Raw genomic sequence first — 15,214 nt, forward strand, 5'->3', positions numbered from 1 at the left:
AGAAAATCATGAATCCCTTTGTGTTCAGTACGACAGGCCACCTCGTCTTCCGTCCCGGCGCGGCGGCGCAGATTGGCAGACTGCTCGATCGCAGGTTTGGCGAGCGCATCCTGTTCGTCACCGACGGCAGTCTTAGAAGGCTCGGCTTGTGCGAGCCCGCGCTCGCCTCCCTCTCGGGATCTGGCATTGTTGTCACCGTATTCGATGCGGTCGAGGCCGATCCGTCGCTGTCGACGGTCGTGGCCGCTGTTGAGATGGCGAAAGCCGCGGGCGTGACAGGCGTGATCGGCTTCGGCGGCGGTTCGTCGCTGGATGTGGCGAAGGTCGTGGCACTTCTCTGCGGTTCGGGCGAAGATATCGATGGCGCATGGGGCGTCGGTAACGCCAAGGGACCTCGGCTGCCGTTGGCGCTCGTGCCCACGACCGCGGGAACGGGTTCGGAGGTGACGCCGGTCTCGATCATCACGGTCGGCGGTGATGAGAAGCGCGGCGTTTCATCGCCGGTCATCCTGCCCGACATCGCGATCCTCGATGCGGAGCTGACCCTCGGCCTGCCGCCGTCGATCACGGCCGCCACCGGCATCGATGCGATGGTGCATGCCATCGAAGCCTACGCTTCCAGGAACGCGAACAACAATCCGCTCTCCAGGATGCTGGCCCGGCAAGCGCTCCAGTTGCTGGGCGCGAATATCGAGAAGGCTGTGTTTGACGGGAAGGATCGGGCGGCGCGGGGCGCGATGCTCCTCGGCTCCATGCTGGCGGGCCAGGCCTTCGCCAATTCGCCGGTCGCCGCCGTGCATGCGCTCGCCTATCCGATCGGCGGGACCTTCCATATTCCGCACGGGCTTTCCAACGCGCTCGTGCTTCCGCATGTCTTGCGCTTCAATGCGCCGGTGGCCGCCTCCGTCTACGCCGAAATCGCCGCCGATGCCTTTCCGGATCTCGCGTGCGAACAGGACGCCGGGCAGCGTTGCGCGGCCTTTATCGAGCGTCTAGCCGAACTGTCGACGAGGCTCGGGCTGCAGCCTCGGTTGCGGGACGTGGGCATCGGCGAAGAGCACCTCGCCGGAATGGCTCGGGACGCGATGAAGCAGACCAGGCTCCTCGTGAACAATCCCCGGGATGTGAACGAGGCGGACGCCCTCTCTATCTACAAGGCGGCTTGGTGATGATGGAACGCGAGGGACCCGGCAAGCGCTCCGACTACAAGGTGTTCCGGACGATTGGAACGCGCTGGTCGGACAACGACACATACGGGCATATGAACAATGTCGTCCACTACAGCCTGTTTGATACGGCGGTGAATGGCTTCCTCATCGAAAGCGGCGTGCTGGACATCAAGGGTGGAGTGGAGATCTTCCTCGTTGTCGAAACAGGGTGCCGCTACTACGCGGAAATGACCTTCCCGGACGTCGTCACGGCTGGAATCCGCGTTGCGAAACTCGGAAATTCGTCCGTCCGGTATGAGATCGGGCTCTTTCGCAACGACGACGAGACCGCCGCGGCCGAGGGCTTTTTCATCCATGTGAATATCGACCGCCTGTCGAGGCGCGCGGTGCCTTTCGGGCATGCAGTAAGGCGTCTGCTCGAGCCGCTGTTGGTCACGAGCTAGGAGGATTCCTGATGACGATGCCTAGCGAGGGTCTCATTTCAACGGAAGTCGCGCCGTTCGGAGGTATGAAAGAAAGCGGCAACGGCCGCGAAGGGTCGAAGTACGGCATGGATGATTACCTGGAAATCAAATACATGTGCATGGGGATTTAAGGATGGTGAACCTCGTTCTTCTAGGGCCTCCCGGTGCGGGTAAAGGTACGCAGGCCGAGCGACTCGTGCGGGATTATGATCTCCTGCACATCTCCACTGGTGATCTCCTACGCGATGCGATCAAAGCCCAGAGCCCGCTTGGCCGGAAAGCGAAAATGGCGGTCGATGAGGGAAAACTTGTTCCAGACGAAGTAGTTGTCGGCCTGGTGGAGGAGCGGCTAACCGATAAGGAGCCTGGCCAAGGGTTCATTCTGGACGGATTTCCCCGAACAATTGCACAGGCAGGCGCTTTAGAACGGCTGCTCGAGAGCATGCAGGTTCCGCTCGATCACGTTATCCTGTTCGATATTCCTATACGCCTTCTCGAGGAGCGAATTGCCAAAAGAGCCGAACAGACGCGCTCCGCAGGCGCGCAGCCACGTACGGATGACAGCCCAGAGGTCCTGAAGAAACGAATTGAAGAGTTTGCGCGTGCGACGGCGGCATTGTCACCATTCTACGAGCAAAACGGACTTCTTCGTCGCGTCGATGCATCGGAAGACATCGAACGCGTTGCGACTCAGATCCGCGACTTTTTGCAGCCGTAGTCAAGGCGCAACCATGGTCAATTCAGAACGCTAAGCCGATTGAGCGCCGATGAGCCGCCCTCAACGGCCAGGTATCTAAATGGACTTGGTGAGTTCTTCGCGCTGAGTCGGACTCAACGGTCTCAGTTCCCGGCCATGAAGCATCAAGAACAGTTTCGCGGTTTCCTCCAGTTCCTCAGTCGCGTACTGCGCCTCCTCAAGCGACCTCCCAGCCACGACGGGTCCGTGGTTCGCCATGAGGACGGCGTTGCTTGTCGCGGCGGCCTCCTGTACCGCCGTGGCCAGCTTCTCGTCTCCGGGACGGAAGTAGGGCACCAATGGCAAGGTGCCGACCCGCATCACGTAATAGGCGGTCAGGGGAGGCAGCACATCCTTTTCATCGACGTCTTTCAGTATACTGACCGCCACCGAGTATGTTGAGTGGAGGTGGACAACGGCCTTGCCGTGCTGCCGCGCGCAATACATGCAGCGGTGAAGGAAGGCCTCTTTGGTGGGCTTGTCTCCGCCGAGGTGAACGCCCTCCGCGGAGAAGAGCGAAAGTTGTTCAGGCACGAGGCTTCCGAGCGAAGCATTCGTGGGCGTCATCAACATCCGTCCATCCGACATCTTCACGCTTATGTTGCCAGTCGAACCGAATGTCAGGCCGCGGTCGAAAATCGATTTTCCGGCCCGCACGATGTTGTCGCGGGTCCTGGTTTCCTCGGACAGTGCAGCCATCAGAGTTTGTCCCAGGCTTGGACGAAGAAGTCGGGAGCGCCGAAGTTCCCTGACTTCAGCGCAAGCGAAATTCGGCCTGCCGCCGTCGGTGAGCTGACCCAGGGGACTCCGGGTGCGATCTCGTTTCCAATGTCCAGTTGGTTAATCCCAAGAGATTTCACGACGGCACCCGACGTTTCGCCACCCGCGACGATCAACTCGGAGACGCCCCTGTCGACGAGTTGCTTGGCAATCTTGGACAGTGCACCTTCGACCATGGTCCCTGCCTCAGCCACCCCGAATTTCGCCTGGTTCGCCTTCACCTGGTCGGGCGCAGCCGTGGCGTAAAATAGGACGGGCTTTTGTCCAAGTCGGCCCTTGGCCCAATCCAGCGCTTCCTTGACGACGTCTTGGCCTGTGGCGAGTTGCTCGACGTCAATGCGAAAGCCCTCATGGTCCTGCAGCATCTGCTCAACCTGGCCGTTGGTCGCGGTAGAGCAGCTTCCGGAGATCACGGCGCGGGAGCCTCCCGGGAGGGTTGAGGGTTCCGGCTCCCGCGCCGCCGCCGCACCACCTTCGAACATCGTCCTCGCAAGTCCATATGCGAGACCGGAAGCGCCCGTGAGGAAGGGCGCGTCGTCGAACGCGGCGGCGATAACCTCAAGGTCGCCGTCGTCCATGGCGTCGAGAACCGCGACCCCGTATCCGTCCGCGCGCGCCTTCGACACCCAGGCACGCACCGCGTCGACGCCTTGCTTGACCGTCTCGTGATAACACCCAGCGACTTTGTGCGAGGTCTGCGGCGCGAGAACCCGCACCAGGTTCGAATCCGTCATCGGAGTGAGCGGATGGTTCTTCATGCCGGATTCGCTGAGCGGGATGTCGCCGACGAAGAGGTTGCTCTTGTAAATAGTGCGGGCGTTCGCCGGGAACGCCGGGCAAGCGGTCGTGAAGTCACTCCCCAGCGCAGCGAGCATCGCGTCCAATACCGGACCGATGTTGCCCCGCTCGGTGGAGTCGAATGTGGAGCAGTATTTGAAGTAGAACTTCGCCGCTCCCCGATGTTGAAGCCAGCGCAATGCCGCGAGGGATTGCGCGACGGCGTCGGAAGGATCGATGGTCCTCGTCTTGAGAGCCACCACGATCGCGTCGGCATCGACTTCAAGTCCCTCATCGGGAACGTCGATTAGCACCGTGGTCTTCATTCCGCTCTTGGCGAAAATGCCCGCGACGTCGGTCGCTCCGGTAAAGTCGTCCGCCACGCAGCCGATCAGCAGCTTACGATTCTTCGCCATCCCATCACCTCATGATGAACGGGTTGGCGACACTCTCGGCTGTGGAGATCATGACGCTCTTGGTCTGCAGGTAGTTCTGAATGGACGCCATGCCGTTCTCCCGGCCGATGCCCGAGTGTTTGTAGCCACCGAGCGGCGACATGTAGCTGATGGTCCGGTAGGTGTTGACCCAAACCGTGCCCGCCTGGATGGCAGCCGAGACCCGCAGCATGCGACGCATGTCCTGAGTCCAAAAGCCCGCGGCCAAACCGTAATTCGTGTCGTTCGCGATATGGATCGCCTCTTCCTCGGTGTCGAACGGAATGACGGCGAGGACAGGACCGAAGACTTCCTCCTGCGCGATACGCATAGAATTCCGGACGCCGGCGAAAATCGTGGGCTCCACGAACCAGCCATTGCCGAGCTCGGAATTGGACGGGCGTGCGCCGCCGAGGAGACACTCCGCGCCTTCGCCCTTGGCGATGTCGATGTAGCCCAGGATTTTCTCGAGTTGGGGGGGCGTCGTAACCGGACCGACTTGCGTCGAGGTCGAGAGCGGATCTCCCATCCGGGCCGTCTTAGCGAGCGCTATGACTTTCTCCAGAACTTGATCATGGATTTTGCTTTCGACGAGGAGGCGCGAGCCCGCGATGCAGGTCTGGCCCGTGGCGGCGAAGATGCCCGAAATGACGCCGTTGACGGCATTGTCTATCTCGGCGTCCGCGAAGACGATGTGCGGGCTCTTTCCGCCCAACTCGAGCGTGACCTTCTTGAAGTTCCGGGCGGCCAACTCTCCGATCTTGCGCCCCGTGCCTTCGCTTCCGGTGAACGCGATCTTCGCGACGTGTTTATGGGTCGTCAGCGTCTCGCCCACGTCGGCCCCGAAGCCCGTGACGACATTGAAGACGCCCGGGGGGAACCCGGCCTGCTCAACGAGCTTGGCAAATTCCAGCGTCGAGGCCGATGTGAACTCCGAGGGCTTCGCGACGAAGGTGTTTCCTGCCGCGAGAGCGGGAGCCAACTTGTAGGAGAGAAGCAGGAGAGGGGAGTTCCAGGGCGTGATGCCGACACAGACGCCCAGCGGCTCGTTGCGGGTGTAGTTGAAGGTCTCGGGCTTGTCGATAGGGATGACCGCGCCCTCGATCTTGTCCGCCAAGCCGCCGAAGTAGTGATACCACTGCGGGATATACTTGAGTTGGAACAGCATCTCGTTGATGAGTTTGCCGTTGTCCGTCACCTCGATGCGGGCGAGGCGCTCGGCGTTCTCCGCGATCAGGTCGCCCAGTCGGCGGAGGAGGTGGCCACGGTCGCTCGCGGTGAGCTTGGGCCAAGTCCCGCTGGTGAAAGCTTTATGCGCCGCCTCGACCGCCCGTTCAGCGTCTTCCTTCGTTCCCTTTGGTATGGCTGCCCAGACGTCCCCAGTGTAGGGATTGCGGGTCTCGAACGTCTCGCCGAGCGCCGCGTCGGCCCATTGGCCGTCGATCAACATCTTGTAGGTTAGCATTTCCGTTTTCCTTTTAGCAGCCGAGCCGGCGCGCCAGGTCTTCGAGATCGTCGGCGACGTAGTCCCAATCTTGCTCCGCCTTTAGGTCCGTGGTCTGACCCGGACCGTATTCGTTGGGGCGCGCGATGAAGGCGGCTCTGAGGCCAAGCGCGCGCGCGGCCGCGAGGTCGTAATTGTGGGCGGCGCACATCATCACCGCGGACGGTTCGAGGTAGAGCAGTTTGCAAACCCCGAGATAGGTTTCGGGGTCGGGCTTGTAGTGTTGGAAAAGCTCGCACGAGAACACGTTGTCCCACGGGAGGTCCGCATGCTTGGCCATGTTCACTAGGATCGCGACGTTCGCGTTCGACAGCGGGCCGATGATGAACTTCGTCTTGAGGCGGTGAAGCCCACGAGAAGCGTCTGGCCAGCCGTTCAGCCGATGCCAGACCTTGTTGATGTGCATCATCCGCGCCTCGTCGAGAAGCGGCAGGCCCATCTCGTCGAACACAGTCTTCAACGCGTCGAAGTGTAGCTCGTCGAGGTTCGTCCAAGGCAGCTCTCCCGAGCGGACCCGGGCTTTCTGCGGATTATAGCGGTCGCGCCAGCGGTCGACCACATCGGCCCAGTCGACGTTCAGACCTTGCTCCACGCCCCAGGACGCGAGGTCCGAAATGATAGAGCCACGCCAGTCGACAACCGTGCCGAACGTGTCGAAGACGATCGCTTTGATACCGTCCGCCATCAATGTCCCCCGCTCGGTGCCGCGATGCGCTCAAAGGTCTGAACCTTCTTCTCAAGCACCCATGGTTGGCTGGCTTCGTTGAAACTAAGAAAGTGCGCTGACTTGAGATGGAAGTCGAAATCCGCCCGGCTCCCGTAAACCTCGTACAGATGGATGCGTTCGGGCTGTTCGGAGTCCTGGCAGACGTCGAACACTGAGCAGCCAGGCTCGTCGCGCAGGGACGTCGCGGCATTCTCCATCATCGCCTCGCGGAATTGGTTCAGTAAATCCCCGCGGACGAGGAATTCCACCACGACGACATAGCCATCGGTCTGCGGGCGGGTCATGCGACCTCCTTTCGGGCCGCGGAGAGCGAGGAGATGACGGAGCGGGTCATCTCGGCGCAGTTCGCGTTGCCGCCGTACTCCATGGGGATGGCCAGCTTGGTCGAGAGCGTGTGCTCCACCGCGCCTTCCATGAGGCGAGCAGCGTCCGCGAGTGTCGGTTGGCCGAACTTCGCCGCCAGCCAATCGAGCATCATCGCAGCCGAAAGGAACATGGCGCTGGGATTCGCGCAGCCCTTGCCTGCAATGTCCGGTGCCGTGCCATGCGCGGGCTGGAATAGCCCGTGTTTGTCACCGATGTCGGCCGAAGGAGCCATGCCCATGCCGCCGATCAGTCCCGCGGCGAGATCGGAGAGGATGTCGCCGAACATGTTCTCGGTTACGAGTACATCGAACGTCCAGGGCTTCTTGACCATGTTGAGGGCCAGAGCGTCGACATAGGCATGATCCTTTGTGAGATCTGAATGGCGGTCGGCCACTTCGTCGAACACCTTGCGGAAGAAAGCCATCGACTGAAAGACGTTCGCCTTGTCAACGCAGGTGACGTTGCCCGGCTTGCCGCGGCGCTTGCGCTGCCGCGCGATGTCGAAGGCGAACTCGGTCACGCGCTGGGTTCCCGACCGCGTGATCTGCATTGTGTCGTAGGCTTCTTCGTCGTTCCGGATTTCCCCCCGCCCGCGGGCGTAGAACAACCCTTCGGTCTGCTCGCGCACCAATACGAAGTCGATCTGCTCGGCCCGGGGATCGGTCAGGACCCGAGGCAATCCCGGAAACCAGCGGATTGGCCGAACGCCGGCGAAGAGACCAAGCTCCATGCGCAGATCGAGCTGCGGAATGATTTCCGTGCCGTCGGGGAAGCGGATGTCGGGCCAGCCCATCGCCCCAAACAGAATCGCGTCTGACTTACGGCAGGCATCAAGCGTCGAGGCGGGAAGGGCGTCGCCGCTTTCGGCATAGTACTGCGCACCCGCGTTGTGGGTTTGGAACGCGAGGGCGGGAGCGCCAGCCATTGTAGTGGCGGCGTTCACGAGCTCCAGGCATGCGGGCATAACTTCCCTGCCGATGCCATCGCCCGGAAGCACGGCGATCGTTAGCGTGTCATTCTTCATAGTCATTTTTCGATCCAATCAGAGATGGTTGAGGCCGAGGCGCTCGAGGAGGTCCAAGAGCTCGCGGCCGGCGCGCCGCCTGTGCTCGCGATGAATGGTGCCCGCCTTCTCGACGTCGCCAGCTCGTATGGCGTTGACGAGCTCCGCGTGGTCGCGCGTGGAGTTCACGGGTTTCGGCCGCATCTTGAGGGTCAGCATCCGGACGCGATGCGCGCGGTCGATGAAGTTAAGCACCACCGACTTGAGCATCTTGTTGCCGCTCAGTTCGAGTAGTTGCTCGTGGAACCGGGCGTCCGCTTGCGCCCACCTGTCGAGATCGTCGCGTTCGAGCGCCTTGTCCATGTCGGCCGTCGCGCGCTCCAAGCCCTTGAGCTGTTCCTCGGTCAGGTGGCGCGCCGCGGCCAGCTCGGCGGCGGTGCTTTCGAGGGATGTCAGGATGTCGTAGATTTCCTTCATGTCGGACGGCGAGACGGGCAGGACACGCATGCCGTGCCGGGGGACGACGGAGACCAGGCCGTCCTGCTGGAGGCGCATCAATGCTTCCCGGACCGGGGTGCGGCTCATTCCCAACATGGACGCCACCTCCTGCTCGGTCGCCTGGTACCCCGGCGGCCATTTGTTATCCAGGATCAGCTGACGGACTTTCAGATGGGCCGTAGCAGTCATCGTCTTGGCAGCGACCTCGTCCTTGATCTCTGCGCTCACTTCAATCGCCTTCTCAGCGGCCATTTCGTCCACCTCAGTACCGCATCGAGCTGACGTACCGACGCCAGCCGTGCTCCGGTTTATAACCCAGCACAGATTTCGCTTTTTCAATAGAGAGCAACGTCTCGTTCGGGCCGATCTCCCGCTTGAACGGTACGCCGGGATAGAAGCGTTCGACCAGGGTTTTGTTGGGAGTGGTCATCACGCCGTCTTCGTTGGCGATGATGAACACCTCGGCCCCCTTGGCGTCCCATTCCAACGATTTGCGGATCGCCTGTGCGCCGTCGCGCGAGTCGATGTAGGTCCACAGGTTAAAGCGGCGGCTGCCGGGATCGTTCTCGAAATCAGGGAAGGCCGCATACTCGCTTTCGTCCATCACGTTCGAGAAGCGCAGGCAGACGATCTTAAGGTCCTTGTCCCAACGGCAGTACTGCTTCGCCATCTCCTCACCGAGGTGTTTCGAGAGCGAGTATGAGGTCTCGGGGCGGGACTCGTATTCCTCGTCGGCGGGGAAATAATCCGGCTTGATGGTGTATGGGATGCCAAGCAGGGTCTCGCTAGAGGCCCAGACCACGTTCTTGATGCCGAGAAGTCTGCACGACTCGAAGACGTTATAGGTCGACATTGTGTTGATCCGGAAGACGTCGGCCGGTGGCACCCGGCCAGGCATCGGGATCGCCGCGAGATGCACCACGGCTTCGGTCTTGCGGTTGTGATCCCAATCGTAGCCAGTGATCGCTTCAAGCGTCACCTTCATGTCCTCGAAATCGACTTTCACGAACGGGCAGAGCGCGTCCGTAGGCTCAACAGTATCGGCATTGATGACGTCATGTCCGTTTTCGAGAAGGTCCTTTATCGTAGCGCGTCCCAACTTGCCACTTCCACCAGTTACCAGAACTCTCATGTGCATTCTCCTTGCCAATTGCTTTAAATCTCAGCGTCCGCGCCCGATGGCGACGGCGAGTATGATGAGCATCCCGCGGGCTATCAGCTGCTGGCTGTATTCCAGGCCGCCGAGGATGAGTCCGTTGTTAATGATGCCGATGAGGAGCGCGCCCACGATGGAGCCGACGACCGTCCCCCGCCCTCCGAAGAGGCTGGTGCCGCCCAGCACGACGGCCGCGATCACCGAGAGCTCATCGCCTTCGCCGAGCTGAAAGCGGCCGGACTGCAGTCGGCCAGCGTAGAGCATCCCCGCGATGGCCGCAGCCACGCCCGTGATCATCAGCACCTGGAACTTCACGCGCCTCACATTGACGCCGCTGTAAAGTGCGGCGACCGGATTGCCGCCCGCGGCCATGACCTTGCGGCCGAAGGGGGTCTTGCGGATCGCGAGATGCGCGACGGTGCCGAGAACGACGACCCAGATCACGAGGACCGGGATGGGTCCGATGTTCCCGGAGCCGAAAGCGTAGGTGAAGGTGTCGTCGATCACGGGGACGGGGGAGGTGCCGCTCACCCACATGCCGACACCTCTGGCGATGCCCATCATACCTAGCGTGACCAGGAACGAGGGTATGTTGAGGTAGGCCGTCAGCGCGCCGTTGAAGGCTCCAACGACAAGTCCGAGGCAGAGTCCCGCGACGATGCCGAACACAAGGCCATATTGCATCAGGACCATGCCCGCGACCACCGAAGTGAGGCCCGCGATCGCGCCGACCGAAAGATCGATTTCGCCCGCCGAGAGCACGAAGGACATGGCCATAGCCATGATGGCGATGATCGCCGTCTGGCGCAGGACATTCAGCAGGTTGTTCGGAGACAGGAACCCGCGGTCATGGAGCAGGATGGCGAAGACAATGAAAATCGCCACGAAGCCGATATAGACGACGTAGTCGCGCCAGTTGCCGTACCAAGGCTTCGATGAAGTGGCCGTGAGCGGCTCCGCTTTCACGATGGTTGTTTCATTGGACATTTTGACTAGCTTTCTGAATGGCGACCTGAAGGCCGAGTTCCACGCGGATCATGCTCGACTGCGATTCGTCGCCTTCCGTGGTTGCCCAGGCGTCGATCTCCGATCGGCTGATCTCCCGCGCGAGGCGACCGTTGCTGAGCACCAGTATCCGGTCGCTGGTCGCCAACAGCTCGGCGGGCTCCGACGAGATCACGATCACGGACTTTCCGCCGCTCGCGATGCTCCTGATCAACTCGACGATCTCCGCTTTGGAGCCGATGTCGACGCCCGCAGTCGGCTCGTCGAGGATGACGACGGATGGGTCGGTCGCAAGCCACTTGGCGATGACGATCTTCTGTTGGTTTCCGCCCGAAAGGTTACGGACCTTGTTATCGGCGTCCGGGGTCTTGATGCGCAAGCGCGAGATCAATTCCGAGGAGAGATCATGCTCCCTCCGCCGATCGAGGAACGGGCCGCTGGCGAGTTGGGCCAATTGCGGAAGGCTGAGGTTGTGTCCGACGGTATGTTCGATGACAAGACCCTGGTCATGACGGCTTTCCGGCACGAGCACGATACCGGCTTCGATGGCTTCGGCGGGCGACCGAAACTCGAGAACCTTGCCGTCGAGTTCGACCGTGCCGTCGGCCTTGGCATCGACGCCGAACAGCACCCGCGCCAGTTCGGTCCGTCCGGCCCCCATGAGCCCGGCGATACCGAGAACCTCGCCCCTGTAGAGATCGAATGAGACGTCACTCGGCTTCCCGTGCTTGCCCGAGAGGGAACGCACCTTCAGCGCGGGCTGGGTGCCGCGGTCGATCTCGTGGGGTTTGTACTCGAATCCCGTCACCCGCTTTCCGACCATGTTCTGGACGATGGTATCGAGCGTGAAATCCGCGATGTTGCCCGACGTGACGTTCTGTCCGTCGCGCAGGATGGTGATCTCGTCCGCGATCGTCATGATCTCAGTCATGCGGTGGGAGACGTAGATGATCGCAGTGCCGTCCGCGGTCAATTTGCGCAGCATCTTGAAAAGGATGTCGACCTCCTGCGCGCTCAATGCCGACGTCGGCTCGTCGAGGATGAGGACGCGCGCCTTCTGGGAGATGGCTTTCGCGATCTCGGTGAGCTGCGCCTGCCCGGGGCTCAACTCCAAGACGCGCGTCCTCGGATCGACGTTCAGGTTCAGTTCCCCGATGATCTTGGCCGCGTCCTCAATTTCCCGCCGCTCATCGACTAACAGGGACATGCGGCGGGGTTCGCGGTTCAGGAAGATGTTCTGCGCGATCGTCAGCGTGGGGATGAGGCTCAGGTCCTGGAAGATCATCCCGATTCCAAGCCTGCGGGAGTTCTCCGGGGAGACTGCCGTCAGATGCTCGCCGAAGACCTCTATCGAACCTTCCGTGGGAATTACCACCCCCTGCAAGATTTTGAGCAGCGTGGATTTGCCCGCGCCATTTTCGCCAATCAGGGCGTGGATCGTGCCAGGGCGGATCGTCAGGCTCACGCCCTTGAGTGCGTGGACGCCGCCGTAGGATTTCTTGATGTCGGTCATTTTCACCGCGGCGACATCTCGCGGGTCCGTGATCGGCGTTTGCATGGGCTGTGTCATGGGCTCGCCTCCAAAGTGGACGGCCGAACGGCCGTCCACTCCTTTTGGATCAGTTCATCGCCTTCACGAGAATGTCGGGAGCCTGGTCGCCGTTCGACTGGGGCCAAGCGTCGATGAGATTGTCGCGCGTCACGGCGAGCGCGGGGAGGACGACATAGGGAGGCGCTTCCTTCCCAAGCAGGGCGTAGCCCGCCAGGATGCCTTCTGCATAGCCCGCGCCGAACGGCCGCTGCGAACCCGTCCCCTTGACGTAGCCGTTCTTGGCCATGTCGAGGGAGATGTTGACGCCGAGGTCGCAGGTGGTGATCACGAGATCTGTGGATGCTCCGGCGGCGCGCGCCGCGGCGAGCACGCCCTCGGTTGGGACGTCCCACACAGCCCAGAGGCCGTTGAGGGTGGGATGGCCCGTCAGCATCGCGGAGGCGATGCGCTCGGATTCGCCAGCGAAGTCGGGGCCGCCGACGCCGCTTTCGTCCACCACCTTGATGTCGGGGAACGCGGCGATTGCTTCCTTGAAGCCCACCACGCGCTCTTTGGTCGCGAACAGGTCGGAAGCGTGCGGGATAAGAGCGATCTCACCCTTGCCGTTGAGGGCTTTGGCCATGAGGAGCGCCGCGACCTTGCCCATGCCCCGGTTGTCGGAGGACACGAGACTCACATAGTCGGTACCCGGTTTCATTCCGGCGGCCGCCTGGTCGAGGAACACTATCTTGATCCCCGCGGCGGCGGCTTTCTTGTAGGCCGCGGCCGTCGCAGACTGCTCCGCGGGGACAGAGATGATGATGTCGGGTTTTAGCGCCATCACGCTCTCTATGTCGGCCACCTGCTGTTCGGCCTTATAGCCGGCGTCGGTGGTCGCGATGATCTTGATGCCAAGTTCGTCGAGAGCCTTCTTCTGGCCCGCCATCTGGGCTTTGGCCCAATCCGACGCCGTATAGTGCATGACGATCGCGGCCGTCGCGTTCTTGGTCTTGATCTGCTCGATCTCTTCGGGCGTCAGCTTGAGGTCGCTCGCCAGGACCGCCTTCTCGCCGTTCGGGCCATCCGCGGGACTATTCTCGATTTCCTTGATCTGCTGGGTGACGTCGATTGCGTAGGCGTTCGGCGCCAAAGGCGCGCTCAGCGCCACAGCGGCGACCATCATGAGACTGCGAATCGACGTTGAAATTTCAATGCTCATATCAATCCTCCCGAAATCGAATTGCGTGATATTGCATTCGATAATGAATACGTTAATGTATTGCTTGTCGATGTCAACAGAATTTGTTGCGAGGGCGTTTTGGCGGGGTGATTGAACGGCGGTCGTCGTTCAACGCAGGGGAATTCAACAATGCTCGCTGGTTTTACGGCTAGGTAGGCGGGATAGTGACGAACGAGGGTGTGAAGCCATGGAGCGAGATTTCAGCGAAGTGAAACTGTTGGGCTTCGACGTGTTCGGCACAGTGGTCGACTGGAGGTCCGGTGTCGCGCGGGCGGTCGCGCCTTTTCTCGAAGCCCGCGACATCGCAATTCCTCCTGCGGAATTCGCCGACCGATGGCGAGCACTTTACGAGCCAGCAATGGAATCGGTGAGGTCGGGAAAGCGGCCTTGGGTGCCTTTGAACGAGTTGAACCTCGAGAACCTCGTGGCGGCCCTCGCGGAGGTCGGGCTCGACGTCGCGGCTATCCCCATGGAGGAACTTGAAGAAATCAACAAGGCTTGGGAGCGGCTCGATCCCTGGACCGATTCGATCGAAGGTCTGACGAGACTGAAGTCGAAATACAAACTGGCCCCGATCTCCAATGGCGACATCGGCGGCATGACAAACCTGGCCCGGTTCGCCGGGCTGCCGTGGGACATGATTCTCGGGGCTGAGGTGACGCGGACCTACAAGCCCCAGCTCGCGACTTACATCGGCTCGGCACGCAAAGCGGGTCTCGAGCCGGGGCAGGTGGCGATGGTGGCGGCCCACAACTACGACCTCGCCGCCGCCCGGCGTGCGGGGCTCAAGACAGTCTTCATCACGCGGACTACGGAACACGGACCGGGTCAGAAAACCGACTTGCAGGCGGATAGTGACTGGCATGTTGTCGGCAATGACCTCGTCGCGGTCGCCCAGGCCCTCGGCTGCTGAGCGAACAACGCAAGAACGAAAGGATCATTGATGAACGATACAGCCAACAAGATCATCGCCGCCGGACGGGTCGCCGTCATAACAGGTGCGGCCAAGGGACTCGGGGCCGCGATGGCCCGTCGGGTCGCCGCGGAGGGGATGCGCTTGGCGCTCTTCGACAACGACGAAGACGCCTTGAAGGCCTTCGCGTCAACCTTGAGAGTCGATCACGTGGTCGTCGTAGGCGACGTTTCGAACGCCTCGGACCTGCAGCGGCTCAGGGATGAGACGCGGGACCGTTTTGAAGACGTTGCGCTCCTGGTCAATAACGCGGGGATCACGAAGGGTGCAGGGCCGTGGGACGATCCGGCGCTCTGGAGGCGGCAGCTCGAAGTCAACTTTTTCGCCGTGGTGACCGCGCAGCATCTCTTCGTGCCGGGCATGATCGAGCAGTCGCTTCCCTCGGCAGTCGTGAACCTTGGGTCGAAGGAAGGAATCACGACACCTCCTGGCAACGCGGCCTACTCGGTCAGCAAGGCGGGTATCAAAGTACTCACCGAGCAGCTGTCTCACGAGCTTCGCAAGGTGACGCTCGGCCGGGTCTCGGCGCACCTTCTGGTGCCTGGCTATACTTGGACTCCCATGAACTTCCCCGGTTCGGATTTCGCGCCCGGCAGCAAGCCCGACGAACCATGGACCGCCGAGCAAGTGATCGAGCTTTTCATCGAGCGCTTCCGAAACGGCGACTTCTACATCATCTGCCCGGACAACGCCGTGGCCCCGGCCTTGGACGCCAAACGCATCCGTTGGGCGGCGGAAGACATGGTGCGCAACAGGCCCGCGCTCTCGCGCTGGCACCCCGACTACAAGGACGAGTTCGCCCGCTGGCTGGCGGAGTGATTGAGGATCGGAAGACGGAGGAGTCCGACAAG

At 61.6% G+C, this 15,214-nt stretch carries 16 protein-coding genes and 1 pseudogene; 6 read left to right on the forward strand and 11 right to left on the reverse strand.

Going from position 1 to position 15,214, the window contains the following annotated elements; translation table 11 throughout:
- The first annotated feature begins 8 nt into the window (after positions 1–8).
- The 4 genes and pseudogenes from NGR_RS14365 (at position 9) to NGR_RS14380 (ending at position 2,351) form a co-directional block, all read left to right on the forward strand.
- Positions 9–1,169 carry an iron-containing alcohol dehydrogenase gene (locus NGR_RS14365; RefSeq protein ID WP_012707185.1) on the forward strand — a complete coding sequence of 387 codons (1,161 nt, stop codon included), beginning with the start codon at positions 9–11 and terminating at the stop codon, positions 1,167–1,169.
- Positions 1,169–1,612 carry an acyl-CoA thioesterase gene (locus NGR_RS14370; protein ID WP_012707186.1) on the forward strand — a complete coding sequence of 148 codons (444 nt, stop codon included), beginning with the start codon at positions 1,169–1,171 and terminating at the stop codon, positions 1,610–1,612. Before NGR_RS14365 ends, NGR_RS14370 begins: the two co-directional genes overlap by 1 nt.
- Before the next feature lie 23 nt (positions 1,613–1,635).
- A pseudogene (locus tag NGR_RS14375) lies at positions 1,636–1,764 on the forward strand (aldehyde dehydrogenase family protein); the annotation flags it as partial.
- 2 nt (positions 1,765–1,766) lie between these two features.
- Entirely contained in the window at positions 1,767–2,351 is a 585-nt protein-coding gene (locus tag NGR_RS14380; protein ID WP_012707188.1) for an adenylate kinase, read from the forward strand.
- A gap of 75 nt (positions 2,352–2,426) precedes the next feature.
- Here NGR_RS14380 and otnC read toward each other — a convergent pair whose 3' ends face one another.
- Genes otnC through NGR_RS14435 form a run of 11 tightly spaced genes read right to left on the reverse strand, consistent with a single transcriptional unit; the run spans position 2,427 to position 13,369 of the window.
- On the reverse strand, positions 2,427–3,068 hold the full coding sequence (otnC, locus tag NGR_RS14385) for a 3-oxo-tetronate 4-phosphate decarboxylase (RefSeq protein WP_012707189.1): 642 nt from the start codon (positions 3,066–3,068) through the stop codon (positions 2,427–2,429).
- Complete coding sequence (otnK, locus tag NGR_RS14390) at positions 3,068–4,342, reverse strand: 3-oxo-tetronate kinase (RefSeq protein WP_012707190.1); 1,275 nt, start codon at positions 4,340–4,342, stop codon at positions 3,068–3,070. The genes otnC and otnK overlap by 1 nt, the downstream gene beginning before the upstream one ends.
- A gap of 4 nt (positions 4,343–4,346) precedes the next feature.
- On the reverse strand, positions 4,347–5,825 hold the full coding sequence (locus tag NGR_RS14395) for an aldehyde dehydrogenase (RefSeq protein WP_012707191.1): 1,479 nt from the start codon (positions 5,823–5,825) through the stop codon (positions 4,347–4,349).
- Between the two features lie 13 nt (positions 5,826–5,838).
- Positions 5,839–6,549, reverse strand: coding sequence for a haloacid dehalogenase type II (locus NGR_RS14400; protein ID WP_012707192.1), 711 nt, complete (start codon positions 6,547–6,549; stop codon positions 5,839–5,841).
- Complete coding sequence (locus NGR_RS14405) at positions 6,549–6,875, reverse strand: putative quinol monooxygenase (RefSeq protein WP_012707193.1); 327 nt, start codon at positions 6,873–6,875, stop codon at positions 6,549–6,551. Before NGR_RS14405 ends, NGR_RS14400 begins: the two co-directional genes overlap by 1 nt.
- Positions 6,872–7,987, reverse strand: a complete 1,116-nt coding sequence (locus NGR_RS14410; RefSeq protein WP_012707194.1) for an isocitrate/isopropylmalate dehydrogenase family protein — start codon at positions 7,985–7,987, stop codon at positions 6,872–6,874. Before NGR_RS14410 ends, NGR_RS14405 begins: the two co-directional genes overlap by 4 nt.
- A gap of 12 nt (positions 7,988–7,999) precedes the next feature.
- Positions 8,000–8,710 (reverse strand): GntR family transcriptional regulator, encoded by a 711-nt coding sequence (locus NGR_RS14415; protein ID WP_012707195.1) that lies wholly within the window; start codon positions 8,708–8,710, stop codon positions 8,000–8,002.
- Between the two features lie 10 nt (positions 8,711–8,720).
- Positions 8,721–9,590, reverse strand: coding sequence for an NAD-dependent epimerase/dehydratase family protein (locus tag NGR_RS14420; protein WP_012707196.1), 870 nt, complete (start codon positions 9,588–9,590; stop codon positions 8,721–8,723).
- Between the two features lie 30 nt (positions 9,591–9,620).
- A complete protein-coding gene (locus tag NGR_RS14425) occupies positions 9,621–10,601 on the reverse strand; it encodes an ABC transporter permease (protein ID WP_012707197.1) in 981 nt (326 codons plus the stop codon).
- Complete coding sequence (locus NGR_RS14430; protein ID WP_012707198.1) at positions 10,591–12,189, reverse strand: sugar ABC transporter ATP-binding protein; 1,599 nt, start codon at positions 12,187–12,189, stop codon at positions 10,591–10,593. Before NGR_RS14430 ends, NGR_RS14425 begins: the two co-directional genes overlap by 11 nt.
- A gap of 49 nt (positions 12,190–12,238) precedes the next feature.
- Positions 12,239–13,369, reverse strand: coding sequence for a substrate-binding domain-containing protein (locus tag NGR_RS14435; RefSeq protein WP_012707199.1), 1,131 nt, complete (start codon positions 13,367–13,369; stop codon positions 12,239–12,241).
- A 208-nt stretch (positions 13,370–13,577) separates the two neighbouring features.
- On the opposite strand from NGR_RS14435, the gene NGR_RS14440 reads away from it, so the two are divergent.
- A complete protein-coding gene (locus NGR_RS14440) occupies positions 13,578–14,303 on the forward strand; it encodes a haloacid dehalogenase type II (RefSeq protein WP_012707200.1) in 726 nt (241 codons plus the stop codon).
- 30 nt (positions 14,304–14,333) lie between these two features.
- Positions 14,334–15,182 carry an SDR family NAD(P)-dependent oxidoreductase gene (locus NGR_RS14445; RefSeq protein WP_012707201.1) on the forward strand — a complete coding sequence of 283 codons (849 nt, stop codon included), beginning with the start codon at positions 14,334–14,336 and terminating at the stop codon, positions 15,180–15,182.
- Positions 15,183–15,214 lie beyond the last annotated feature (32 nt).

It is taken from the genome of Sinorhizobium fredii NGR234 (genome assembly GCF_000018545.1).
GTDB lineage: Bacteria > Pseudomonadota > Alphaproteobacteria > Rhizobiales > Rhizobiaceae > Sinorhizobium > Sinorhizobium fredii_A.